This is a genomic window from Nitrosospira sp. TNL200 (assembly GCF_055386305.1).
This window is the reverse complement of the sequence record NZ_AP041003.1, coordinates 2,115,483-2,138,171: the sequence shown is the minus strand read 5'-3', so window position 1 is coordinate 2,138,171 and position 22,689 is coordinate 2,115,483. Positions and strand designations below refer to the sequence as shown.

Genomic DNA, 22,689 nt, shown 5'->3' with positions numbered 1-22,689 from the left:
TGCCGCGCATCGCTCACCATGTGACCGTAGCGCTTCGAGACGCCATGCCGCCTACTATCCAGGGCAGGCCATTCCATTGTCGCGCTCATGGCCCATGATCGTCACCTTCCTGAAGCTTGCAGACAGGAATGGGGAACGGTTGAACGGTCTCCGTCTCCTCTGTCGCCATCATGTCCATAACGAAAGCCAGAGATGTTGAAAAACAGAATGCCTTCCTTCCATTTTCCTGACAAGCCTGCCATGGGATCCCGGAGATCCCGGAACTTCCCGTTGTGCCTGCTGGCGATGGTTCTGGCAGCCTGGCTGGCGGCGCAGCCGGCATTTGCCGAGGTGCCGGCGCTGGAGGATCGCGATATCGTTTTTTACTATGGCAGCCGCCCGCCCGTGGAGGATTTGCGCCACTATGATCATATCGTCATACAGCCGAGCCAGATTCTGCCGCACGAAAGGACTGCGCTGCTGAACCTGGATTCCCTGGTTTTTGCCTACGTCTCTTTCGGCGAGATTGCGCGCAACAGCGAGGACATGGAGCGCATCAAAACCAAATGGTCGATTGGGGTCAATCCTGCCTGGAACAGCCTGGTGATGGACATGACCGATCCCGCCTGGCACCAATATCTGCTGGAACATCACTTCGATCGCCTGTGGCGCGACGGATACCGTGCTTTTTTTCTGGATACCGTTGACAGCTATCTGATCGTAACAACCGAAGGCAAGCAGCGCGAGGAGCAGGAAAAGGGCCTCGTCGCCCTGCTGGCGGAGATAAAGCAGCGCTATCCGGAATGCAAGCTTATCCTCAACCGTGGCTTCGAGGTTCTGGACCGGGCCGCACAGTATGCAGATGGCATGGTTGCGGAATCGCTGTTTCACGGCTTCGATCCCGTGACAGGCAAGCACGCGCCCACCAAGGAGGAAAACAGGACCTGGCTTATTCAGGCACTGAGCCGCGCGCAAAACGAGTTCAAGGTTCCGGTGATCGTGCTTGATTATGTCGATCCGGGAGATTGGGCCGAAGCCGAGAAAACGGCACGCGAGATCATCAAGCTCGGGTATATGCCATGGGTGGCGAATGGCGACCTGATCTGGCTGGGACAGGGGCGCTTGCGTCTTGCTCCCCGGCGGGTGCTCGCCGTCATCAATGGCACCCCGGCGCAGCAAATGGATCACGAGCTGTTCAAGCATGCCGCCATGCCCCTGGAGCATCTTGGCCTGGCGATCGACTACTGGTACATCGACCATCTTCCTCTTCCTATCGAACCCCTGGTGGGCCGCTATTCCGGTGTAATCACCTGGCTCGATGAGGACAGGCTGGGGCGTTACGAGAGTCTTTGCGCGCGCCTGAAATCGGAAGTGGATGCGGGATTGCCAGTCGTGTTCATGGGTCATCTTCCCGCCGGCGTGGCCTGCCGCAGCATCGTCGGGTACGAAGGAGAATTGCAGCCGACCACGCATCCGCTGTCACTGGAGACTTCCCATGAGCGGCTGGGAAGGCCCGCGGCGGCACCGGTCGTGGGCAGCGGAACGCCCGATATCCGCAATCCCTCTGGCGCACAGCCGTGGTTGACGTTGAGCGACGGAAGCAGCCAGTTTCATCCGATCGCCATTGCTCCGTGGGGAGGCTTTGCCTTGAATCCGCATGTGATAAGCGAAAGCGCTTCGGGGCGGCATGAATGGCTGCTCGATCCATTTTTCTTTTTCAAGAGCGTCTTGCGGCTGCCGGAGCAACCCGTATTCGATCCGACAACCGAAAATGGACGGCGGCTGGGCATTGTGGAAGTTCGCGGCGACCGCCTGTTCGAGAAGGACGATCATGGCGTGGAGGCGATCGACCGGCTTCGGGAGTGGATCGAAAGAAATCCCGCACCGGTAACGCTGGGTGTCATTGAAGCGGAAGTGAATAGCGAAGCGCATTTCGCCAAATTGCAGCAGTTCGCGGAAATGCCCATGGTGCGATTGGCAAGCCACACTTACAGCCATCCATTTTATTGGGGGATCTTCGAGGGCAAGACCGATGCCGATGAGCAATTCTACCGCTACGGCGTGTTCATGGAAGGCTATGCTGCCGAGATGACGCGGGAAACCGAGGGAACCATCGGCTTCATGCAAAAAGTCGCACCCAGCTCCCCGCTGCTGCTGATCTGGTCCGGCGACGGCAATCCTGGCCCGGCTCCCCTTGCGGCCGCGCAGAAGGGAGACCTTCCTCACTACGGCGGTGGCGGGCTGCACTGGCGCAGCGGGCGGCTCTCCCTGGCGGATCTCTCGCCGATGCTGCGGCCTACGCAGTGGGGCACGCAGGTATTGACACCCTTGACGGCCGAGCCTCTGTTCGCCAGGCTCTGGTATGGCGAGGCGCTGAATTTCGGAAAAGTGCGCGAGTGGAACCAGCAGCTCGACGCCGAACGCCGGCTGCGCATATCTTCGATCTCGATCAACGCCGATGCGCTGTTGAATGCGAGAGGAATGGAATTGCTGGACCAGCTTGCCAGCGAGCAGCGCAACGGCGCTGTTCTTCCCCTGTGGGTCGATGAGTATGCCCGGCGCGCGCGCGCATTCCAGACGGCGAGCATTGCCCGCACGCTCGACGGGAACTGGTCGCTCTTCGGGGATGCGCTGAGAACCGTGAGATTGCCTGCCGCGGCGATGACGCCACACATCTCCGACGATGTCACGGGGTATACCGACCGCAATGCCGACCGCTACATACACCTTGCGCGCAATCATGCCATTCTCAGCCCTGGCCAAGGCAAGGAACGCGCCGCATCGCCGCTGCGCCTGATCAGTGCGGCCGCACCCCTGCAGTCGTGGCATCTCAATTCCGACGGTTCGGCGACACTTTTTTTCGAGCCGCGCGGAGACCTGGCGGTGGAGGTGCCGCGTCCCTGCATATTGAGCGTGGGCGGCGCCGCATTGCCCGCTCACCCGCATGGTTCCCATTCCATGTTCGTGGCGCCCGCAGACGCCGCCTCAGGGGAATTCCGTCTTGAATGCTGAAATACAGCGTGAATCGCTATTGAACGGTCCTGCGCTCATGTTCATGAGCGTGGTGCTGTTGATCGCGTTCTGGGTCCTGTTTCCCCGCCAGCCCGCATTCAGGGATCCCTCCAATCTTTCGGCGAAGGACGCCTTGTCCGTTGCGTACCTTCGCGTTCTTGTCCAGTCCGACCCGAATAATGCGCCGCTGCGCCTGTCGCTGGTGCAGGTATTGACAGAAGCCGGCCTGACCGAGGAAGCGGTCGAGGCCATCGAGCCGCTGAAGCGTGCGCCGAGACCGGATCTCGCCTACGAGATCGGCATGGCGGAGCTCAAGCTGAGCCTGCAGCAACTCTACCGCCACCCGCCGCAGGATGCCGAGAGGATGTTGCGCGGTCGTATTGCCGAGCTTATACCTTCATTGCTCCATATGGCTGCCGATGGTCGCGAGCTGACCCAGGTCGTCACGCTTGCGGAGCAGTTTGCCGAGCCCGCAGTGCTGGCTGAAACTTTCGAGCAGTTGCTGGTGATACGCAACGAAACTGACGAACGAAAGTCGAACTGGCTCATTTTTGCTGCGAAACAGCGCATTGCCGCGGCCCAGCCGCGGCTGGCGGCGCGCGACCTGTTCAAGGCGTTCGCGCTCGAACGGTCGCTCAAATCGAAAAGAGAAACGGCGAAATCGGGTCTTCGCGCCTATCTTCAGGCGGGTATCGACAGCGAGGCGCTCAAGGCCGCGGTGCGGGCGCTGGATACGCTTGGAACCGAAAATGATGTCGGCAGGAACGGTGCCGATGCGGAGCTTTTGCTGCTGGCGGCGAGCATCGCGGAGCCGCTGGCGGATAACGCACACGCCCTGGCGTGGCTGAAGGAGGCCGGCGCGCTGTTGCCAAACGACAAGGCCCTTGCCGAGCGCATCGTGCGGTTGCAGGTATCGATGGGCCTGCTGGAGGAAAGCCTGCCTTATGCCGAGCGCCTGATGCCTGCCGCTCCCGGCAGCAAGCGGCAGAAGTTGCTGGCCCATATCCTGGATTGGACCGCACATCCGGACCAGGCCCTCTCCCTGTGGCTGTCTTTTGCCCGCGCCCGCGGGGACAGCGAGGCAGAAGCGCGCGCCTTTGCGCTTGCCAGCGCAAAACCGGACCATCATGCCATGCTGCAATTGCTCGAAGCCGTCATGGAACGCCGCAAGTTGACCCACGCCGAGGCGGAAGCCTATATCACTGCCGGTCTCGCGGTGACGCAGCCCTCGCACGTGGAACAGGCGTTGCGCCGGCACGCCGCACGTTTCAACAATCCCCCGGAAACGCTGAAGGCGTTGACGGAAGTGCTGGTCCTTCAGGGCAAACCCCAGGCGGCACTCGACGTGCCGCAGGGCGAGCCGATGGCGATGAGCGGACGCGAACGGCTGGCGCTGGCCGCGCTTTATGAGGAAGCAGGGGAAACGCAAAAAAGTTTCGAATTGCTTACGCGTGAACCGGCGACGTCGAATGCAGCCGATGCCGAGGCCTACTGGTTTTTACTCGCAAGGGTGGCTACCCAGCTAGGCAAGGACCCGCATGCCGAAAAAGCCTATGAAAAGCTGCTGGAGCTGCGCCCGAACGATGTGAATGTGCTGGAAAATCTCCAGCGCCTGGCGATACGCCACCGCGACGATAAAAAAAGCGAGCGCCTTGCCCGTTACGGATGGGAGCGATTGAAGCGAATCGAGGATTTGCAGCGCCTGATGCTTTTTTCATGGAAGCGAAAGAACTGGCAGGAACTCGAGCAGTGGCTCGCGGCGGCCGACAAACTTGCGGCAGCCAACCCCGGACTGATCGAGCAGGCTCCGGATTACTGGTATTTCCGGGCGATAGGCAAAATGACCAGCGGCGACCGGGATGCCGCCCGCGACGCATTGCGCCGGATCTTGAAGTTGCGCGGCGCGGATCCGGAAAATACCGAGGCGATGATCTGGCTGCTGTTGTCGGATAAAAAGATCGATAGCACGCTGCTCGAAGCCGCGGTTCAGCCGTACCGCAGCCAGGCGAGCAGCAAGGCACCGGTAAGCCCTCCGCTGATGGAGGCGTTGGCCGCGGCGGAACATGTCCTCGGAAAGCCCGCGCAGGCGGCCGCATGGTATCTGCGCACGCTGGAGGCGCGACCCAGGGATTTTTTGTGGACGCTGGTGCTGGCCGACAACATGGAATGGGCGGGCTGTTCCGCCAATGCGAATCATGTGCGTTACAGCGCATTGAAGATGTTTGCCGCGCAGCATTTCCAGCAAGCCGGGGTACGGCATTATGAACGCCTTGCCGATTATTTTTCCGGCGCGCAAGCCGGTACTGCGGATGAAACGAAAAAGCTGCAATCGCTGGAACAGCGCTGGGGTTTCGCCAAGGCGATGGACAACGCGCGCTATTTTGCGTTGAACCGCCTGAGCAGGCGGCTTTCATTGCCGCTGTGGCTGGAATTTGCCGATGCGGTCAGCGGCAACGACACCAAAATGATAGCGGCAAAATTGGCGGCTGTTTCCGACCATCTGAATCGCGAGGCAGGATCGCCGGTACCCGATGGCGTACTTCCGTTATCCGTGGACGATGTCGAGCGGGCTGGCCAATGGATGGCGGGAGAGGGTGCGTCCGCTCGAACTTCCCTGAATGACGAGCCGGATGTGTGCCGCCAGACTCTTTCCAGAATCAGGGCGCTGCAGCAATACCCGGCGCCCGACAAGAAGCAGGAAAGCCCATGAAAAAGCCCTGGCTCGAAGGCATCGAGATAGTCAATGTCAACAGCCCTGATTCGGCGTGGGGAGGCTGGCTTGAAACTTTCATATTGACCGCGCTGGTCATCGCAGCATCCTTCGCCACCCAGCAGGACCATGATCCGTTCCGCCTGGGCGGCGGTTTTCCCTGGCCGATACTGGCGCCTTTGCTGGCGGGGCTGCGCTACGGCTTTGCCTATGGTTTTGTCAGTGCATTGCTCATATTGGCAACGCTGGGCGTGGCTATCAACCAGCAATGGCAGCAGGCAGCGGGGTTTCCTCTGGCCTGGTCGCTGGGCGCGGTGGCCGTGGCAATGGTAGCGGGAGAATTCCGCGACATGTGGGGGCGCCGCCTGCACCGGCTGGAGGGCGCCTACCAGTATCGCGCCGAGCGCCTGGAGGAATTTACCCGGAATTACCAGTTGCTGCGGCTTTCCCATGACCGCCTGGAGCAGGCCGTGGCCAACAGCGGTTTTTCGCTGCGGGAAGGTATCATGCATTTGCAGCCTGTGCTGGAGGCCGCCGTGGCGGAGGATCGCCCGGCTCCCGCCGCTTTCCAGAGTCTTATCGAGTTTCTCGCTGATTATGGCGCGGTCACCCAGGCCTGCATCGCCGGTATTTCGACGGAACGTCTCGACGCCACCCAGGTATTGGCCCAGGTGGGGGAGCGGTTCGAAATCGACCCCGATGATCCGGTGCTGGCCGCTGCGCTTGAAAGCGGCGAACTGGCGACGGTAAACCTTGCGCCGGAGGAGGTGATGGATCAGGGTCAGTTGCTGGCGGCCATACCCCTGGCTGACTCGACCGGAGAGATCCACGCTATGCTGCTGGTGAGATCCATGCCGTTTTTCGCGTTCCACGAAAACAATCTCAGGCTCATTGCCGTGCTTGCAGCGCATGGCATCGATCATCTGCGTTTCGGTGCAGGAGGTTCTTCCGTTACGCGATTCATCATGTCCTTCGAACGGGCGTATCAGGATTTTTCACGATTCAAGCTGGATGCTTCACTTCTGACGCTGTCCGGAAATCCATCCGACGTGCTGGCGGCATACGACAAGCTGCGCTCGATGGTCCGCGCAATCGACATTGTCTGTATTGCCCGCCGTGCGGGGCATCCGGTTGCGCTGGTTCTGATCCCTCTTACCCCCCGCGCTGGCGCGCAAACGTGGATGGATCGGACAGGTGATGTTCCGGAGCAGGTGTCGAAAGAACTGATTTCCATACAGGATGCCGATCCGCAAGCAATCCGTTCGCTGGAGGAATATTGATGCAGCGGCTTCCGTTTTTTTACGCCTTGCCGGCAGGCGCAATGGTGGAAGGCCTGGCCGTGGCGTCGCTCTGGCATGGGGTTGGCGGCTTGGGGACCCTGCTTGCCGCTGCCGCGCTGCACACGCTTTCGTCGTATTTTCTGGCGCGAGGCCTGTGGCGGCTGCTGCCCCGCGGATACAGGCTACCTGCCCCGAAAACTCTTGGATTCCTGTTCGTGATCGTGTGGATACTGCCCATCATCGGTCCGCTGGGCTTGCTGGTGACCCTAAGCAGTATCCTGAAGCATCCTCGCGGCAGTTTTGCTGCAAAAGCAAAAATCATTGCCTTGCCCGAGTTGCCGTTTTCTCCCCCTGTCGTCTTCCCGGTTCCGCCGTACAGCATGGGCGCATTGCGCCAGATCGTGCATTTTGCCCAAAGGCCGTTGAAGCGCCTGAAAGCAGTAATGGCGACACGGCAAATGGCGCCGCGCGAAGCAATGAAAGTATGGTCCAGGGCGACCCGCGATCCGGTCGATGACGTGCGGCTACTGGCTTTTGCCATGAGGGACAACAGCGAAAAGAAACTGGTGGATCGCATCCAGGCGCTGACGGAGGCGCTGCCCCATGTTCCGCTGCACCGGCGCGGCCACCACAAAGCCATTTCGGCATTATGCTGGGAACTGGTGTATCACCGTCTGGTGCAGGGGGCGGCCCGGCGGCACTGGTTGCAACTTGCCCGGCATCACATCGAGTATGTGCTGGATCCAGCCGCTCCGGAGCCATCCCGTGCGCAGGGTTCAGCGCCGGCTGCTCGCGGCGGCGCCCCGGGGGAGCCAGCGCTGGTCCACGATGCCAACAGCTGGCTGCTATACGGACGGATCCTGCTCGATTCGGCCGATGAAGAGCCAGATGACCTGATTCCGGCGAAAAAGGCTTTCGACAATGCACTGGCCTGCGGAGCGGATGCGCAAAAAATCCTGCCATGGCTCGCCGAAATCGCCTTCAGGGAAAGAAAATTTTCAAGGGTGAGACGTTGCCTGCAGGCGTTGAACCGCCCGGGCGAGAAGGGAAGAGACCTGGCGCAGGTAAGAGCGTGGTGGATCGCATGAATCAGGGCATGCCGGAGCGGGAGGAGCAGGCACCGCAGGCAACCGTGCCAGCGGCAGGTCCGGCAGGTCTGGCGGACGGGGCCAGTGTCCTGGTCCGGGCGCGGGCAGGGAGGGAAACGGTCGCGGATATCGCGCTGCTGCTCGAAGGCACCTACCCCTACATCCGTGGGGGTGTATCCGCCTGGGTTCACCAGATTATCAGCGGCCTGCCGGAAATCAGGTTCGCCGTCGTTTTCATCGGCGGCGAAAAAACGATGTACGGGCCTGCGCAGTATGCCTTCCCGCCCAACGTGACGCATGCCGAAACACACTATTTAATGAGCCCGGATGCTCCTTCCAAGGCGCGTGCACGCAAGGGCAACCGCAAGGCTTTTCTGGAAATGGCGGAATTTCATGCGCTCTTGCGCGCATCGGGGCAATCCGGATATATGCCGGATGAAAAAATGGCCGGCGCGCTGGCGCAACTGGGTATTGCGGGCGGCATCCGCCGCGAGGATTTTCTCCATAGCGAAAGCGCCTGGAGCTATATCACGAGCCAATATCGGGAGCGCTGCACCGAGCCTTCCTTCGTGAATTATTTCTGGGCGGTGCGCGCGATGCATGATCCCCTGTTCGTGCTTGCGGATATTGCGTCCGGCTTGCCGCCTGTGGGGGCGGTGCATGCCATTTCCACGGGATATGCCGGCTTGCTTGGCGCGATGATACGCCTGCGGCGCTCCATACCCTTTCTCCTTACCGAGCACGGCATCTACACCAAGGAGCGAAAAATCGACCTGGCCCAGGCAACCTGGATTCACGACCACAGCGATGACGTAGGCAATACGCTGCACGACGAAATGGGTTATATCCGCGGCATGTGGATCAGTTTTTATGAGCATATCGGCCGCATCGCCTACGGGCAGGCGTTGCAGATCGTCAGCCTGTATGAGGGCAACCGCAAAAGGCAGATTGCGGACGGCGCCCCGGCCGGAAAGACTCGCGTCATTACCAATGGAATCGATCTGCAGCGATATTCAACTGTGCTCCAGCGCCGGCCCGCCGAAATTCCCGCGGTGCTCGGCCTGGTCGGGCGGGTGGTGCCCATCAAGGACATCAAGACCTTCATTCGCACGGTGCACGCGCTCGTGAATGTGCGGCACGATGCAGAGGGCTGGATTGTCGGTCCGGAAGATGAAGATCCGGCGTATGCGGCGGAATGCAAGGATCTGGTTGCAAGCCTGGGACTAGGCGGCCATGTGAAATTCCTCGGTTTCCAGAACGTGGCGGAGATACTGCCGCAGCTGGGGCTGATGGTATTGACCTCGATCAGCGAGGCGCTGCCGCTCGTCGTGCTGGAGGCGTTCGCCAGCGGCCTTCCATGCCTGGCCACGGACGTCGGTTCCTGCCGCGAACTCATCGAGGGCCGCACCGAAGAGGATCGCGCCCTGGGGGTTGCCGGAAGCGTGGTATTCATTGCCGATCCGGAAGGCGCGGCGCGTGCGGCGCTCGAGCTGCTTAACGATGCCGGGCGCTGGCACGCAGCCCAGAAGGCCGGCCTCGATCGCGTGCGGCGCTACTACAATGACCGCCTCATGTTTGATTCCTACCGCGATCTTTATACTCAGGCGCTCGACAATCCGGCGCCCCCGTCATCCCCTTCAGCCGGAGCCGGTTTTCCATCCCCGGAAAATTCTCCGACGATGGAAGCCTCGTAATGTCCGGTATCGGTTCCGAAATCCGCAAAATCCTGGAACATGACAGTTACTGGTCGGTGCTGCGCGCCTATGGTTATGCCGGTCTGGTCAGCGGCGGCCCATGGGTGCTTTCCATCCTGAGCATCATGATGATCGGCATCCTCGCGGTCAGCCTCGGCGTGGCCCAGCACGAGGTCAACGCGTTCCAGATCTGCGTTACCTACCTGATGGCCGGATCGCTCATATGGACCGGCGGAATGCAGCTGATGTTCACGCGTTTTGCCGCAGATCGCACCTATGCGGGGGCGCAGGCCGAGGTGCTGCCCAACCTCTTCGGCGTGCTGCTGGTTACCATGGCCGGCGGATTCGCCTGGGCAGCTCCCTTTATTTTCTGGTTCTTTACGGATTCGCTTCTTCAGCAGCTATTGCTGTTGAGCAACTTCATCGTGCTGAGCGGCATGTGGATCACGCTGATTTTCCTCTCGGGCATGAAGGCGTATCGCCGCATCATCGGGAACATGGCTACTGGTTATACCATTGGTATTGCTGTGGCGCTCCTTGCATCGCGATGGGAGCTGAATGGCTTGCTGCTGGGCGTCCTGACCGGCCATAGTTTTCTGCTGTTTTCGTTTTTGCGCCATATCGTGCGCGACTATCCCGGAAAAGATTTGCTCAGATTTGATTTTCTTGAGAAAGGACGAAGCTTTTACAGCCTGTTTCTCATAGGAACCCTTTATTACCTGGCGGTATGGGTCGATAAATTCATATTCTGGTTTGTGCCTTATACTTCCGAGGCGGTCGTGGGGCCGCTGCGGGCTTCCATAATTTACGATCTCCCCATTTTTCTGGCTTATCTTTTCATTCTGCCCGGTATGGCGGTATTCCTGGTCAGCATCGAAGCCGATTTTGCCGACCAGCACGAACGCTTTTACCGCGCTGTTCGGGAAGGCGACACGCTGATGCATATAGAATACCGGCGGGACCGGATGGTTTATGCGGCGAGGCAGGGGATATACGAAATTTTCAAGATACAGGGCCTGACCGTCGTCCTGTGCCTGTTATGGGGGCGCGAACTGTTGCAGGTGGTCGGCATCTCGCCGCTATATATCCACCTGTTTTACATCGACGTCGTCGCGGTCAGCGTGCAGGTGCTGCTGATGGCGATACTCAACGTGCTGTTTTACCTCGACGCCCGCCGCGAGGTGCTTTTCATCACGACGTTTTTCTTTGTCACCAACCTGGGTTTTACTTTCGCCACCCTGCACCTGGGAGCGGAAACTTTCGGCTACGGCTTTGCCGCTTCCGTGACGCTGTCGGCTTTTCTCAGCCTGTTCATTCTTTCGCACAAGTTCAACCGGCTCGAGTACGAGACCTTCATGCTGCAGAATTAGCGACCGGCAAATCACTATTCCCTTCTTGCCATTCCAGAGATTGACTCGCAATCCGGCAGTGCTTGTGTATCCTGCTTTCGAGAAGCTGTAAATTTGCGGGCGGATTAGCGAAGTGTAGTCCCGACCTGGAGAAAGGTCAGCCGGCTCCACGATGAGTCAAGTGCGGCGAAACCATTCTTTCGCTGAAATCCGCCTCCAGGCTTCGCAAAAAAATCCCGGTCGCCATGCCAACCAGGATGAGCAGCCAGGTGGCGGGCTCGGGCACGGCGAAAATATCGAGTTCACCAAATATGCTGAAGGTGAAACGAGGGAAATAGGGTGAGAATCCTGCAACCCGATTGTCGAAAATCGCCTGAACCGCGTGATCTCCGTGGGATTGTGCGCCAATGAAGTGCTGTGGATCACTCCCAAGCAGCGCTCGGAGAAATTCTTGGGGGAGCAGGTAACCGGTATTATTTGCCGTGATATCCGCCCATGTCCTGTTGAGCGTGCTTCCGTCCGGTTGCCTGTCGTTCACGCTCTCAAAAAACGGGCCCGGTTGTATCCCCAGCCAGAGCTGTCCATCGGAAGCCCGCGCATCAGCGTCGGAGGCGGAAGGATCGAAATTCTTGCTGGCGCCTTGTCCCACATACAGATTGAAGAAATCACCCGGCAACAGGCCGAATTCGAGATGGCTGAAATCACTTGAGTGGCCGGTGACGGTAAAGTGAAAATGAGCCGTTATCTCCTTGTTTGCAAGCTGGCTTGAGAAATCAGCGCCGCTCGTGGCGCCGAGGATCCCGGTAACGGATGCCACGCCTTCAAACACTTCTCCAACGTCCGGGCGGTTATTGTTATTTGTATCGTTGAAACGCTCTTGCCCGGTATAACTCAGGCGGGTAACTTCACCAACGGGGAGCATGATAATGGGTGCTGCGAGACAAACGCTGAGCATGCTGCCCAGGACTAATGCGAGAGCACATTTGGCAAACGAGTGATTTCTTCCTGATTTCATGCCACTCCCCAAAAATAACTTCCCGGTCGGACGCCATTTTCCGGAATGCTGTCCGCTGAATGGCTGAGCCTGATTATGCCATGCAGGGGGAAGTGTTTATCCGATCTGTTGACGGAAATTGTTTTCTTCGGGTACCAGGAACGAAAGATTACAGAGGCAAGAGAAATGGAAGCAGTTATTGCCGGAAGCAGGGCCGATGAAGGATCGGAAAATTATTATTTCCAGCGCCATGTTTCCTAGGGAAGCGCTGAACAAATCCTCACTGAGCGCGTTGCTGGTAAAATCGGGATGATCATAAGGCGCGCGACGCAGGTCGTAGCCGGGACTACGATGCCAAGGAGCGCAACGCAGTGAGCGCCCGATTTTACCACAACCCTTATGGGGCGGGGCTTTGCGAGCGGTCTGCCTTGTCAGGCTTCTAGCGAAGGGGATCAACCATTCGCGTCGCCGCCTTTCGCGCATCCCATCCCGCAAAGCCACCGCCGCGCCAGCGGAGATTTATTCAGCGCTTCCCTAGCGACATCGATTTCCCCGGATCCTGGAATAGGGGGGAAGCGGAGAAGCGAGGAAAGACTGGTGCCGCGTTATCGATGCTTCGCCCAGACAGCGCCCCATGCACCTCCGCCGCCACCCCAGTTTTCCACATCCGCGGACCGGACGAGCAACTTTTTATACAAGGGAAAAAGCCGCCGCGAGTCCGTTTTGGTCATGAGGATATCCACACAGTCAGCAAGGAAATAAAGCAGGTAGGAGCCGCTGAAACCGACGATTTTGCGCATTTCGAAAACCCTTCAGATGATTCACGTATTGTCAGGCGACCAACAGGGTACGCATTGGCAAGAAAGAAGGCCCGGAGCAGGATCGCCGCCGCCAGGCCGGATCCCCCTTGTGGAGAGAATGCTGTCGCCTCCCTATCCTCATTGAGGCATAACTCGTGCCAGATGACATATTTCCGCAGTTTCTTGTTTGATTTCAGTACGCTGTGCACGAATTTACTTTCATCGCCTTTCCTTTCTTCACAAATTCATCACAAATTGTAAAGATTTTCGTCAGGCGCACAGGTTGATCACCTTGATGTGAAAGCCAGTTATATCGAGTGCCAGCCGCGCGGGCTGGATCGGCCAGATGATCAGCGCGGCCAGGATGCCAGATATTCTAGGGATGGGCTGGGATTGTGCTTGATCAGCCGATGGACCGGTCCGCCGGTTCATCGGCGACGATGAGGATTTTCATCGGTTCGTCTTGGTCGTCCCTGCCGGTCAACCAGCCGGTTGCGGCGCGCTCTTCCGGGTTTCGCCCGGGGGCGTGCCCGCGCTGCGCACATTGACGAACTTGCTCAAAGTATCGAACCAGAATGGCGCCCCCAGCGACACGGCAAGGACCGAAATCATCAATCCGAATATTTTATAAAATACCCATTTGGCATATTCGGGAGACCATTTGAATTCCATGAACTTGAAATACCGGGGGTCATTCCGATCCAGCGACCACCCTACCGGGAGTTTGACATCCTCCGTGGCTTGCAGCATCCGCTGCAGGCCGACTCCGTCGGTACCCGGTGTGGCCGCTGGGGTTTTTGCCACTTCCTGAGCCGCGGCAGCGAGCGATGCGCGCAGGGCGTTGTCTTTTGAAAGCCATTCCACCAGCATGATGGTGTCTGTATTGGAGACGGCAACCATAATGATGGCCAGGCCGAGCAGCACCCGCTGCGTCCAGCGCTTGTACCAGCCGCCGACACGTTCCATGGCATGGTTGAACCAGCCTTCCAGATTGCGGCGGAAGGCCTCGGCCTGGTGTTCGACGGAGCTTACTTCGCGCCGGGTTTTGTCGATAAGAACCAGCAGCGCTTCCCTGGTATCCCCTTGTGGCAGCCTGTTCAAGCCATCCTGGATATTTTTCAAGGGATCGGGATATTGGGCAGCGAACGTGCGCGCGAAGCCAAGCGCTTCTTTCAAAGTCTCGCCCGCATTCAGGAACAGGGCCATTTCTTTCGGGTTTCTGGCGCAGTCGACGGCAGCGCGCCGGGCATCCAGCATCCGGAGCGCAGCTTTTGCGATCTCGGCATCCTTTTGCGCCTTTGCCGCCAGCGCAGCAAGATCGGCGTCCCCGGGCGAGCCATCGGATGACTGTCGAGCCTGATCATAGGCAGTGCTTACCTGGGTAACGACTGTTTCCAGCGCGCTGCGCGCCTGGTCGCTGGCGGCTTTTGCGCGATCCCGCGTTGCGGCCAGCGCGGCATCGCCCGGTGCTTTCGCCGCGGACTGGCAAGCTTCTTCGTAGTCGTCGTCGGCTTTCTCGGCGCCTGCAAGCAAATCCCCGTATTTATTGGCTATAATTCCCCGCGCGCCGAGGATATCGAGCAAGGCAAGGGAAAAATTGGCTGGCGACATGTAGGATGGTTTGCGGGTCACCTTGTCCGGGTTCGCGGCATGCTGTGAAATGCCGCCTATCAACCCATGGTTGTATAGCTGTTGAGCCAGTCCGGTAAACTGGGGATCATTGAGAAGGTTCTTTATCCCTTCGAAGAGGTTGTCAGACCGTTTGTCCAGGAGTGACGCAATTCCCTCATTGAGCGCCGTGCATACGAGACTGAGAAGCAGATAGATAAATATGACGCCAATTGCGACTTCCAGCACATTCGATCCGAACATGTGTTCCTCCGGCAGGGATATCTCATTGCATCACAATCAAGTTTAGCAGAATACGATGTCCTCGCCGCCCAGGGCGCTATCCGCATAAATCTGCAACTTCGACGAAATGCCACAGTCTCAACAGTGCCGCGGAAATCCGCATTCCTCATCCCTGAAGGCATGAAGAAATTTTTCCCGATGATGGCCATTTGCAGCATCGTGCTTGCGCCAGGCGCCGGGTTTGCCGTGGCAGGAGCGGTCGACGTACCGGATACCATGGCCGAAAGGGTGAAGCCCTGTATTGCCTGCCACGGCTCGGAGGGCGCTGCCGGCAAGGATAGTTTTTATCCACGGCTTGCGGGCAAGCCGAAAGGCTACCTTTTCAACCAGTTGCGCGATTTTCGGGACGGACGCCGCTACTACCGCCCTATGGCTCTCCTGCTGGAAAATCTGTCCGACGAATATCTCATGGAAATGGCCAGTCATTTCGCTGACTTGAAGCAGCCTTATCCTCCACCAGAACCAGCCACCCTCACGCCTGGTGAAGCCGCGCTAGCCCGCGGGTTGATTGAAAATGGAGATCCAGCTCGAAACATTCCTGCATGCGTGGAATGCCATGGAAAGGCGCTGATGGGCACGCCTCCTTTTATCCCCGGCTTGCTGGGGTTGCCGCGCATGTACATGGTGGCACAGTTCGGAGCGTGGCGCAGCGGAGGCTTGCTGCGGGGGCGAAAAGCCGATTGCATGTCCGAAATCGGAAAGCAGCTCACCGTCGAAGAAACCAACGCATTGGCTGCATGGCTCTCGTCCCGCCCTGTGCCCGAGCGCGTTTTTTCCACTGCAATCCTTGCGGCGGAGATGGCGCAACGTTGCGGCGACATCGTTCGATCCAGCGCGGAACGATGAAACGCGGCAGCCTTGCGATCATACTGATGCTTGCCACCGTGCTGGCTATATGGCTGGTGCTGGCGGGGCTGGATTTATCCCGGAGGCCCGCTGATTCAATCTCGGTGCTGCTGGAGGAAAAAGCGGAAACGTCGGCTGCGGATCCCGGCTCGCTGAGGCTGCGTCAGGAACGGGGCAGATACCTGGCGCAACTGGCGAATTGCATGGGATGCCATACTGCGCAGGGCGGGCAGCCCTATGCGGGGGGCAAGGAATTGCCTACGCCGTTTGGCACATTCATTACATCGAACATTACCCCGGACAAACAAACCGGGATCGGGAAGTGGAATGAGCAGGATTTCTGGAAGGCGTTGCATGAAGGCAAATCACGCGACGGCAGGCCGCTTTATCCGGCATTTCCCTACACCGAATACACGAAGATCAGCCGCGAGGATTCCGACGCTATTTTTTCTCATCTTCAATCCCTTGCTCCGGTGGTGCAAGAGAATCCGTCAGGCAGAATCCAGTTCCCGTACAACTTCCAGCCATTGCTCAGCCTCTGGCGTTTCATCTACTTCAAGCCCGGTGTTTACCAAGCGGATTCCGGGCAAAGCGGCGAGTGGAATCGGGGCGCCTACCTGGTGCAGGGACTCGGGCATTGCAGCGCTTGCCATGCGGAGCGCAATCCGTTGGGCGCCGTCGTCGGCGCCGCGGGAGGCGAGACGCTGGGGGGTGGACAAATCATGGGCTCAAACTGGTATGCGCCCTCGTTGACATCCAGTTTCGAGGCTGGCTCCGCTGGCTGGCCGCTCGATGAAATCGCTCGGCTGCTCACTACGGGTGTTTCTTTGAAGGCGGCCACCTCCGGTCCCATGGCGGACGTCGTCAGGCAAAGCCTGCAGCATCTGACAGCAGAGGATGCGCGGGCGATGGCGGTATACTTGAAATCCCTGCCGGAAAGCGCACAGCCGCCATTCCCCCCTCAGACTATCAACGAGCAGGGCAGGGTTTGGCTGGAGCGAGGATCGGCCATTTACGAAAAACACTGCACGGATTGCCATGGGTCATCAGGCGAAGGAGCGCCAGGCATTTATCCGCCGCTGGCGGGCAATCGCGGCGTGGTCATGACTCCGCCTGTCAATGCCATCCGCAGCATACTCATCGGAGGTTATCCTCCCTCCACCTCGGGTAACCCGAGACCCTACGGAATGCCGCCGTTCGCGCAAGTGCTGCGCGACGACGAGGTTGCCATGGTACTGTCATACATACGGACTGCCTGGGGCAATGCCGCTTCTCTCGTCACCAGGGACCAGGTCGACAAAAGCCGGGTGGGGCTGCATTAAGGAGGCGCTGAACGAATCCTCCCTGAGCGGGTTGCTGGAAAAATCGGGATGGCCATAAGACAGGTGCGATACTACCGCCGCGCCAGTGAAGGCCTGTTCAGAGTTTCCCGAGATCAGGGACGCGTTTCAACTGGCCGCGTATCTCGCCGCTTTTATGCTCGCTGCTGTGAACGTTGATGTAGAGGCCGCCCGCCTTGTAAGCATCATATTGCGCATCGGTCAACTTGGCATCAGGCGGGACCGACCATTCGTTATCCCCGGTCTTTTTGAGGGTGATGATATCCGGACCATTTTTTCCGACGGCTCCCTCGTGGATATGGGCGCCGTTGCCCTTGATGCCGTCGGTGGTGATCTTGCCTTTGACGGATTTATCGTCCTCCACCGTAACGCTCCCGCTGCCACTCGCAGAAGTTTGTACCGGCGGCACCTCCTGGTCGCCGCTTAGTTTGACCTGGATTTCGGCTGCGGTGACCCTGCCCGCGAAAGCGGCCAACAGCAATGCCGCCATTGCGTAGCTAGTCAGGGTCACGCGCGATTTCAAAATCGGTCCATTCATTTTTTATTCTCTCCATAAAATTGACTAAAGAAGGCGGAAATCCCGCAGGGTCCACGCTTGCTCCTTTATCGAGCCGTGGATCTAATGATGATGGCAGCATATAGTGCCTGGTTAGGATTTTATCCATCGTGCGGGAGAACCGTCCGTACGGTAGCGTACGTAAGTAAATGCTTATCATTTGCATTGGTAGAAGCAAGAGCATGCCCAGCCGCAAGCCGGATGAGGCTATCGCGCTATTTCAGGGGAATAGATACGCCGTGAGGGATGGAGACGGCGCTGATGCTGTTTTTCGGACTGCCTTCTATCAGCTTGTCCGAATAGGCAAGGTAGACCAGCGTATGGCGTTTCGAGTCGACCACGCGCACGACATGCAGGCGCTTGAACAGGATGGACATGCGTTCGGTAAATACGTCCTCCTGCCGCGGGAGCTTGTCAGCAAAGTGAATGGTATCGCCCACCTGCCGGCAGGCGATGGAAGCCTCCGCCTTGTCTTCCGCGAGCCCAACGGTGCCCGTTACCCCGCCGGTTCGCGCCCTCGAGACATAGCACGTCACGCCATGCACCTTGGGATCGTCATAGGCTTCGACCACGACCCTGTCGTCCTTGCCGAGCCAGCGGAACGCCGTATCGACTTCCCCGATGAGTTCCGCTCTGGCGAGGGGAATGAATGATGCGCCAAGGGAGCAGAGAGCGTAGAGAGCGAGCAGGGCAAAGGTTTTTGGAAAAAAACGAGATTCTTTCATGGTGCGATCCTTTTGCAAGTGTTTGAAAATGACGGATGGCAACGGACTGATGCCCGGTCCCGCTTGTCATGGACGATCGGCGGGGCCATCGAGTGCGGAAATATAACGGATTGCCGTGGCGCTGGGCAGAAAACAGTAGGCCGCTCCCCGGCAAGTGACGAAGCGCGTGAGTCCCGTTAGCGCGGTTGGCCGCTTTTCGCCCTCGACCGGGATCAGGAAAGTACCGCCGGCCCCGTTCTCGCCCGTTGCCATCTGGCCGGCGTGATTGCCGATGACTGGATCGGTGGTATCGCGCAGGCCGGGCGCGAAGCTGCCCTTATTGCCCCATTCCGACATCAAAAATTCGAATTGATCCTTGAGGCTGACGCCGATGAACAGGCCCAGCAGTCCGCGCTCGATGCCGTCGTCCGGACTGGCGGGATCGTAAGGCGGACCGTAGGGCAGGCCGCGGCGAATGATGCGGTGCTTGAGGCCGCCATTTCCCGCCACCGCCGAGCTGCGCGGGTTCATGCGGCGGATATGGGAGCCGAGCGGGCACCGGTAGCCGCGCCGGTCGTCGAATGCATCGGGCACACTCCCGCTCGGAACGTAGTCGAAGCTGTTGCGCTGCTCCAGCGGAATGCGCTCGTCCGGAAAATCCGGAGAAAGAGAGAGCGGGATGCCATTGCGCCAGCGGCCGCACAGCTTGGCGGCGATCAATTCACGGTCAAGCCCCGTTTCCCTCGCGGCCTGCGTGAGGAATTGCTCGAAGCCGTGGCAATCCTGGGCGAGAATTCGAAACGCGACGAAACTGCCATTCCTGCCCAGTTCACCAGGCACTGGCACCGGGTACAGAAAATCCGTGTACTGGCTGGGATATCCCAGCAGGAATGCGCCGGCTGGCGTTTGCGGCAGCATATCCGGCATCGCTGGCGGAAGTCCGCCTTCTATGGTCGGCTGGGCGAAGCCGTCGCGATAGCCGAAGTGCGCGGTATTTCCCGCCAGGCTCCTTCCATCGTGCGCCGAGAGTTCGGATATCACGCCTGTTTCCGCGTACTCGGCACGAAGCCGACTGGCCGCCTGCTCCAGCGCTTCGTCGGTTTGGGCGAAGAGGAACAGCAGGATATGTAAATCGAGACTGGAAAACGCTTCCTCCCAATATTCCGGGCTGCTATTTCCGGTATCGCCTACTCTCTCCGCCCGCGCTGCGGCGCCTTCGACGAACTCTGCCGGAAACGAGGCGAGGGATGCGGCTGGAAGCCCGAGCGCGGCAAGTCCGGCATAAGTCAGCCCTATGTTCAGGCAATACTGCGGCTTGATGTCCCAATCGACGGCAGTGGCGAGCTGCGGCAGTTCGCCGGAACCATTGCCCCCCTCGCGGGCCATTGCCAGTTTGCCGAGGAATCGCCTTGCCGCGGCGGACTGCTCGACTTTCAAAGCCAATACGCGCAGCAGCGGCATGGCATAAGTACGGAGGATGAAACCCTGAATATCAGCGCGGGGAAGATCGGTCATTGCAGGAGGTGTTCCACGATTATTCGATGCCGATTTCAAATCATTCGAGAGCGGCCAGCCGGCCGATGCGAAAGACCACCGCAGTGGCAGTTCAGGTTATTCCGCTGGTCTGGTGGTCCATCTGGCCGCTCATGCCATTGTCAGGTTTCATCCAGCGCTGCCCGGATGTCGAGTACTGTTGCACGCGGATAGGCGCTGTAAAAAGGCTGGATGCATCCCAGGTCATGTGTTTTGACATACTGGTGAAAGGCATCGCGGTTCTGCTGCACGGGCAGCGGCGGCGCCTCATCCATATGCTGGAGCAGCGCATTGAATACATCGCCAATCTCGTCGATGAATTCATTGAGATAATCCTCGAAAGAGCCATCATAAGTGGTGATGATGGCAAGCTTGGTGTTGTTTTCGAGAAAAACGAAGCGTGCGAAATGGACGATCCTGAGCTTGTCCAGGGCAATCCAGATCGGATTTTCTTCCGCCGGGGCCGCCTGGATTTGCTGTATGCGGGTTTCCAGCTTCTGGAAGTCCTCGGGAGATTTGATCCTCATGACCAGGGTGAGCGGATTCTGGACGGTTTTTCCTGTCGGGGATGCTGCGCCTTTCGGAGAGGGCGTGCTGGTATCGCGATGAAATAATCCCATGGGATTTCTCCAAATCCGGGTTGCCCTGCAATGTAATCCTTTGCCCGCCGAGCCGGACGGTGGTATGCGTAAATGCGACTATTGTAGGGTCAGGGAAGAGCCGCTGCAATGCATGAACGCATCGAAAAGAGTGCTTCCGAAGCAGAATCCATCGCATCGGCGGAGCTGAATGCCGCTTTTGCACCAGCATAAGCCGGAAAAAGAAAACCCGCCTTGCGGCGGGTTCAAGGGTTTTCCATTTCTTTTTAGATATTATTGCTTGCGCCTGCGCGTGGCTCCCAGGGCGGCAAGACCCAACCCGACAAGGGCAAGGGTTGCAGGCTCAGGAACCCCGGTATCGGGGTTCTTGGGATCGTAGGTAACATAGTGGCTCAGCCTGCCGATGTTCAGATTGCCTACGCCGCTGGTGAGGTTCTGCACCTGGGAATTGTCCCAGACCAATTTGGTCAGTTCGCCGATATTCTGGAAGAAAAAATGATCGGCCGTGGCGCTGGTGCCGCCAATGCCGAATTTCAGCATAAAAAACCCCGGTTCGGTTGGCGCGACATCTATGTACCAGCCATTCGGCCCATTAGCCACGGCGACAGGACTGGTAATCTTCAGGTCCTGGATCAGATTGCTATTGCCGGCAAACGACTCCATCGCGGCCAGTTCGGTCGCATCCCCCGAGTTGCCCAGAAGCGATTGACCGATCAGGGTATCGACAATGAAGGCGGCTTGCGCTGCCGGCGCGAAGGACAGCGACAGCGCGGCGCTAACGGCCAGTGCGGCGATCCCTCTTGAGAAAGGTATCTTGTTCATATTTGTTTCCTTTTATTTATCCATGTTCCGGTTAAAAGCCGGGTTTCTTGTTATTAGCGGGGTCGCCGCTCGCGTACTGCCGTTTATAAGGTGTTTACCAGATGCTGCTTTTTGCTACGGTTCTGCTTTCTCCCGGATGTTGCTTTTTTGCTGCGTGCTGCTATTCCGCTAGCTGCTACTTTTGCCTCCGCGGCGCTTGACCATATAACCCATCAGGCCCAATCCGGCGAGCAGCATCGCATAGCTCTCCGGCTCCGGTATCGGACTCACTGTCGGAGTCTGGGTTATGGTGAAGGTGTAGGTATTGCCCACGCCGGGATCGAAGGCCTTCAAATGGAAGCTCAGCTGTGTTGTGTCGCCCGCCGCCAGGTTTCCCGTGAAATTGAGGTCGCGCGGTCCCGTCGAGTTGAAGGGAGAGGACTGGCTCATGGATGGGGAATCAAGCGTGAAGCCGCCCAGCGTGGATGAATTGAAGCTGGTGAAAACCACGCCGTTCCCCGATGCGCCCGTGGGCCCGGCAATGCTGAGATGGAAATCCGAAAAGGCTGTTCCCGTGTTGTTGGTGACCGACTCGACCACGTCGTAGGAGCCGCCATTGCCCACCGAATGCGCTACGGTGAACGTCAGCGTGATGGGATTGGCGCTGTCAAAAACCTTGGCAAAGTCAAGTCCCTTGTCGTTGGTGGGGCTTGCCATGACCGAGAACGTGCCGAGGCCGGGTCCGCTTGCGGTAATATCGGTTATGACCGACGACGCGCTTGCAGTGGAAACCGATCCTCCTAACAGGAGGGCGGCTATCATTGTTTTTGAAAACTTGTTCATATCATTCTCCTTGGTCGACCGGCAGGATCTGTCGGGATTTACCGGGTTCACAATATTATCGGCAACGGCTAAACTTTCTCACCCACATGAGCTTATTATTTATGTAAAAACAAGGAATTGAAATGGCACGACAGGTAATGGTTCCATGATCCTATGGGACTATGCATAGGCACTGTCCATGGTAATATTTTGGTTATATGGCTTGTTAGATCCAGGTATATCGAGGTAAAGGAAAGCCCCTGGTTGCGGCAGCGTGGCTTGGGACGGGGATGGGCCTGATTTACCCATGCAGTTTCTGTTCCGTGATCACCGGAGGAGGGCGGCCGCCATTCCCAATGGCTGATCAGGAGAAGGCCAACGGGGAAATATGGCAGGAATAGAGAAGTAACAGAGAAGTAATAGGGAGATTATTCCTTCGCGGACACTGCGGCCTGGCGTGCGGATGGCGATCGGTCGCAGCGCCGACAGGCTAAGAAAGCCAAATTACGGATCGATGAGGGAAGGGGGAAGATGAAATATTCGGCCGGAATAGCTTTGCCAGCCGGATTTACGGTTGCAATCGACGCGCAGGCAGCGCCAAAAATCCGCTACACCGCTACAAGGTTTTGCGCATCCTTGAAAAGACGTGATATCTGTCAGCAGCCCAATGG

Annotated in this window: 17 protein-coding genes; 8 read left to right on the top strand and 9 right to left on the bottom strand. The window is 58.5% G+C overall.

All coding sequences use genetic code 11. The annotated features are described in order from the left end of the window. The first annotated feature begins 192 nt into the window (after positions 1-192). Genes ACZ5CE_RS09590 through pelG form a run of 6 tightly spaced genes read left to right on the top strand, consistent with a single transcriptional unit; the run spans position 193 to position 11,133 of the window. Positions 193-2,991 (top strand): endo alpha-1,4 polygalactosaminidase, encoded by a 2,799-nt coding sequence (locus tag ACZ5CE_RS09590; protein ID WP_464574681.1) that lies wholly within the window; start codon positions 193-195, stop codon positions 2,989-2,991. After that, positions 2,981-5,701: a tetratricopeptide repeat protein gene (locus ACZ5CE_RS09585; protein WP_464574680.1), complete on the top strand. Its 2,721-nt coding sequence runs from the start codon at positions 2,981-2,983 to the stop codon at positions 5,699-5,701. The genes ACZ5CE_RS09590 and ACZ5CE_RS09585 overlap by 11 nt, the downstream gene beginning before the upstream one ends. Further along, positions 5,698-6,981 (top strand): protein PelD, encoded by a 1,284-nt coding sequence (locus ACZ5CE_RS09580; protein ID WP_464574679.1) that lies wholly within the window; start codon positions 5,698-5,700, stop codon positions 6,979-6,981. The genes ACZ5CE_RS09585 and ACZ5CE_RS09580 overlap by 4 nt, the downstream gene beginning before the upstream one ends. Next, positions 6,981-8,069 (top strand): protein PelE, encoded by a 1,089-nt coding sequence (locus tag ACZ5CE_RS09575; protein ID WP_464574678.1) that lies wholly within the window; start codon positions 6,981-6,983, stop codon positions 8,067-8,069. The genes ACZ5CE_RS09580 and ACZ5CE_RS09575 overlap by 1 nt, the downstream gene beginning before the upstream one ends. Beyond that, on the top strand, positions 8,066-9,763 hold the full coding sequence (pelF, locus tag ACZ5CE_RS09570; RefSeq protein ID WP_464577474.1) for a GT4 family glycosyltransferase PelF: 1,698 nt from the start codon (positions 8,066-8,068) through the stop codon (positions 9,761-9,763). The genes ACZ5CE_RS09575 and pelF overlap by 4 nt, the downstream gene beginning before the upstream one ends. After that, positions 9,763-11,133: an exopolysaccharide Pel transporter PelG gene (gene pelG, locus ACZ5CE_RS09565; protein ID WP_464574677.1), complete on the top strand. Its 1,371-nt coding sequence runs from the start codon at positions 9,763-9,765 to the stop codon at positions 11,131-11,133. Before pelF ends, pelG begins: the two co-directional genes overlap by 1 nt. Before the next feature lie 136 nt (positions 11,134-11,269). On the opposite strand, the gene ACZ5CE_RS09560 is transcribed toward pelG, so the two are convergent. The 3 genes from ACZ5CE_RS09560 to ACZ5CE_RS09550 form a co-directional block, all read right to left on the bottom strand. Further along, complete coding sequence (locus ACZ5CE_RS09560) at positions 11,270-12,127, bottom strand: PEP-CTERM sorting domain-containing protein (RefSeq protein WP_464574676.1); 858 nt, start codon at positions 12,125-12,127, stop codon at positions 11,270-11,272. A 584-nt stretch (positions 12,128-12,711) separates the two neighbouring features. Then, entirely contained in the window at positions 12,712-12,906 is a 195-nt protein-coding gene (locus ACZ5CE_RS09555) for a hypothetical protein (protein ID WP_464574675.1), read from the bottom strand. Positions 12,907-13,386: 480 nt separating this feature from the next. Next, positions 13,387-14,778 (bottom strand): hypothetical protein, encoded by a 1,392-nt coding sequence (locus tag ACZ5CE_RS09550; protein ID WP_464574674.1) that lies wholly within the window; start codon positions 14,776-14,778, stop codon positions 13,387-13,389. A 159-nt stretch (positions 14,779-14,937) separates the two neighbouring features. Here ACZ5CE_RS09550 and ACZ5CE_RS09545 point away from each other — a divergent pair, with 159 nt between their 5' ends. Beyond that, positions 14,938-15,663: a c-type cytochrome gene (locus tag ACZ5CE_RS09545; protein ID WP_464574673.1), complete on the top strand. Its 726-nt coding sequence runs from the start codon at positions 14,938-14,940 to the stop codon at positions 15,661-15,663. Further along, a complete protein-coding gene (locus ACZ5CE_RS09540; RefSeq protein ID WP_464574672.1) occupies positions 15,660-16,985 on the top strand; it encodes a c-type cytochrome in 1,326 nt (441 codons plus the stop codon). Before ACZ5CE_RS09545 ends, ACZ5CE_RS09540 begins: the two co-directional genes overlap by 4 nt. A gap of 97 nt (positions 16,986-17,082) precedes the next feature. Here the strand turns inward: ACZ5CE_RS09540 and ACZ5CE_RS09535 are convergent, their stop codons facing one another. From ACZ5CE_RS09535 to ACZ5CE_RS09510, 6 genes are all read right to left on the bottom strand, one after another. Beyond that, entirely contained in the window at positions 17,083-17,541 is a 459-nt protein-coding gene (locus ACZ5CE_RS09535) for a CHRD domain-containing protein (RefSeq protein WP_464574671.1), read from the bottom strand. 233 nt (positions 17,542-17,774) lie between these two features. Next, on the bottom strand, positions 17,775-18,284 hold the full coding sequence (locus tag ACZ5CE_RS09530; protein ID WP_464574670.1) for a CreA family protein: 510 nt from the start codon (positions 18,282-18,284) through the stop codon (positions 17,775-17,777). 66 nt (positions 18,285-18,350) lie between these two features. Then, positions 18,351-19,778: a Dyp-type peroxidase gene (locus tag ACZ5CE_RS09525; RefSeq protein WP_464574669.1), complete on the bottom strand. Its 1,428-nt coding sequence runs from the start codon at positions 19,776-19,778 to the stop codon at positions 18,351-18,353. A gap of 140 nt (positions 19,779-19,918) precedes the next feature. After that, positions 19,919-20,416, bottom strand: a complete 498-nt coding sequence (locus ACZ5CE_RS09520; RefSeq protein WP_464574668.1) for a hypothetical protein — start codon at positions 20,414-20,416, stop codon at positions 19,919-19,921. Between the two features lie 252 nt (positions 20,417-20,668). Further along, the gene (locus ACZ5CE_RS09515) at positions 20,669-21,217 is read right to left on the bottom strand and encodes a PEP-CTERM sorting domain-containing protein (protein ID WP_464574667.1); all 549 of its coding nucleotides are present in this window, start codon (positions 21,215-21,217) and stop codon (positions 20,669-20,671) included. Positions 21,218-21,385: 168 nt separating this feature from the next. After that, the gene (locus tag ACZ5CE_RS09510; protein WP_464574666.1) at positions 21,386-22,039 is read right to left on the bottom strand and encodes a PEP-CTERM sorting domain-containing protein; all 654 of its coding nucleotides are present in this window, start codon (positions 22,037-22,039) and stop codon (positions 21,386-21,388) included. Positions 22,040-22,689 lie beyond the last annotated feature (650 nt).

Coding starts and splice junctions, on each gene's coding strand:
- ACZ5CE_RS09590 (WP_464574681.1), top strand. CDS start 193: ATGTTGAAAAACAGAATGCCTTCCTTCCATTTTCCTGACAAGCCTGCC.
- ACZ5CE_RS09580 (WP_464574679.1), top strand. CDS start 5,698: ATGAAAAAGCCCTGGCTCGAAGGCATCGAGATAGTCAATGTCAACAGC.
- ACZ5CE_RS09575 (WP_464574678.1), top strand. CDS start 6,981: ATGCAGCGGCTTCCGTTTTTTTACGCCTTGCCGGCAGGCGCAATGGTG.
- pelF (WP_464577474.1), top strand. CDS start 8,066: ATGAATCAGGGCATGCCGGAGCGGGAGGAGCAGGCACCGCAGGCAACC.
- pelG (WP_464574677.1), top strand. CDS start 9,763: ATGTCCGGTATCGGTTCCGAAATCCGCAAAATCCTGGAACATGACAGT.
- ACZ5CE_RS09560 (WP_464574676.1), bottom strand. CDS start 12,127: ATGAAATCAGGAAGAAATCACTCGTTTGCCAAATGTGCTCTCGCATTA.
- ACZ5CE_RS09555 (WP_464574675.1), bottom strand. CDS start 12,906: ATGCGCAAAATCGTCGGTTTCAGCGGCTCCTACCTGCTTTATTTCCTT.
- ACZ5CE_RS09550 (WP_464574674.1), bottom strand. CDS start 14,778: ATGTTCGGATCGAATGTGCTGGAAGTCGCAATTGGCGTCATATTTATC.
- ACZ5CE_RS09545 (WP_464574673.1), top strand. CDS start 14,938: ATGAAGAAATTTTTCCCGATGATGGCCATTTGCAGCATCGTGCTTGCG.
- ACZ5CE_RS09540 (WP_464574672.1), top strand. CDS start 15,660: ATGAAACGCGGCAGCCTTGCGATCATACTGATGCTTGCCACCGTGCTG.
- ACZ5CE_RS09535 (WP_464574671.1), bottom strand. CDS start 17,541: ATGAATGGACCGATTTTGAAATCGCGCGTGACCCTGACTAGCTACGCA.
- ACZ5CE_RS09530 (WP_464574670.1), bottom strand. CDS start 18,284: ATGAAAGAATCTCGTTTTTTTCCAAAAACCTTTGCCCTGCTCGCTCTC.
- ACZ5CE_RS09525 (WP_464574669.1), bottom strand. CDS start 19,778: ATGACCGATCTTCCCCGCGCTGATATTCAGGGTTTCATCCTCCGTACT.
- ACZ5CE_RS09520 (WP_464574668.1), bottom strand. CDS start 20,416: ATGGGATTATTTCATCGCGATACCAGCACGCCCTCTCCGAAAGGCGCA.
- ACZ5CE_RS09515 (WP_464574667.1), bottom strand. CDS start 21,217: ATGAACAAGATACCTTTCTCAAGAGGGATCGCCGCACTGGCCGTTAGC.
- ACZ5CE_RS09510 (WP_464574666.1), bottom strand. CDS start 22,039: ATGAACAAGTTTTCAAAAACAATGATAGCCGCCCTCCTGTTAGGAGGA.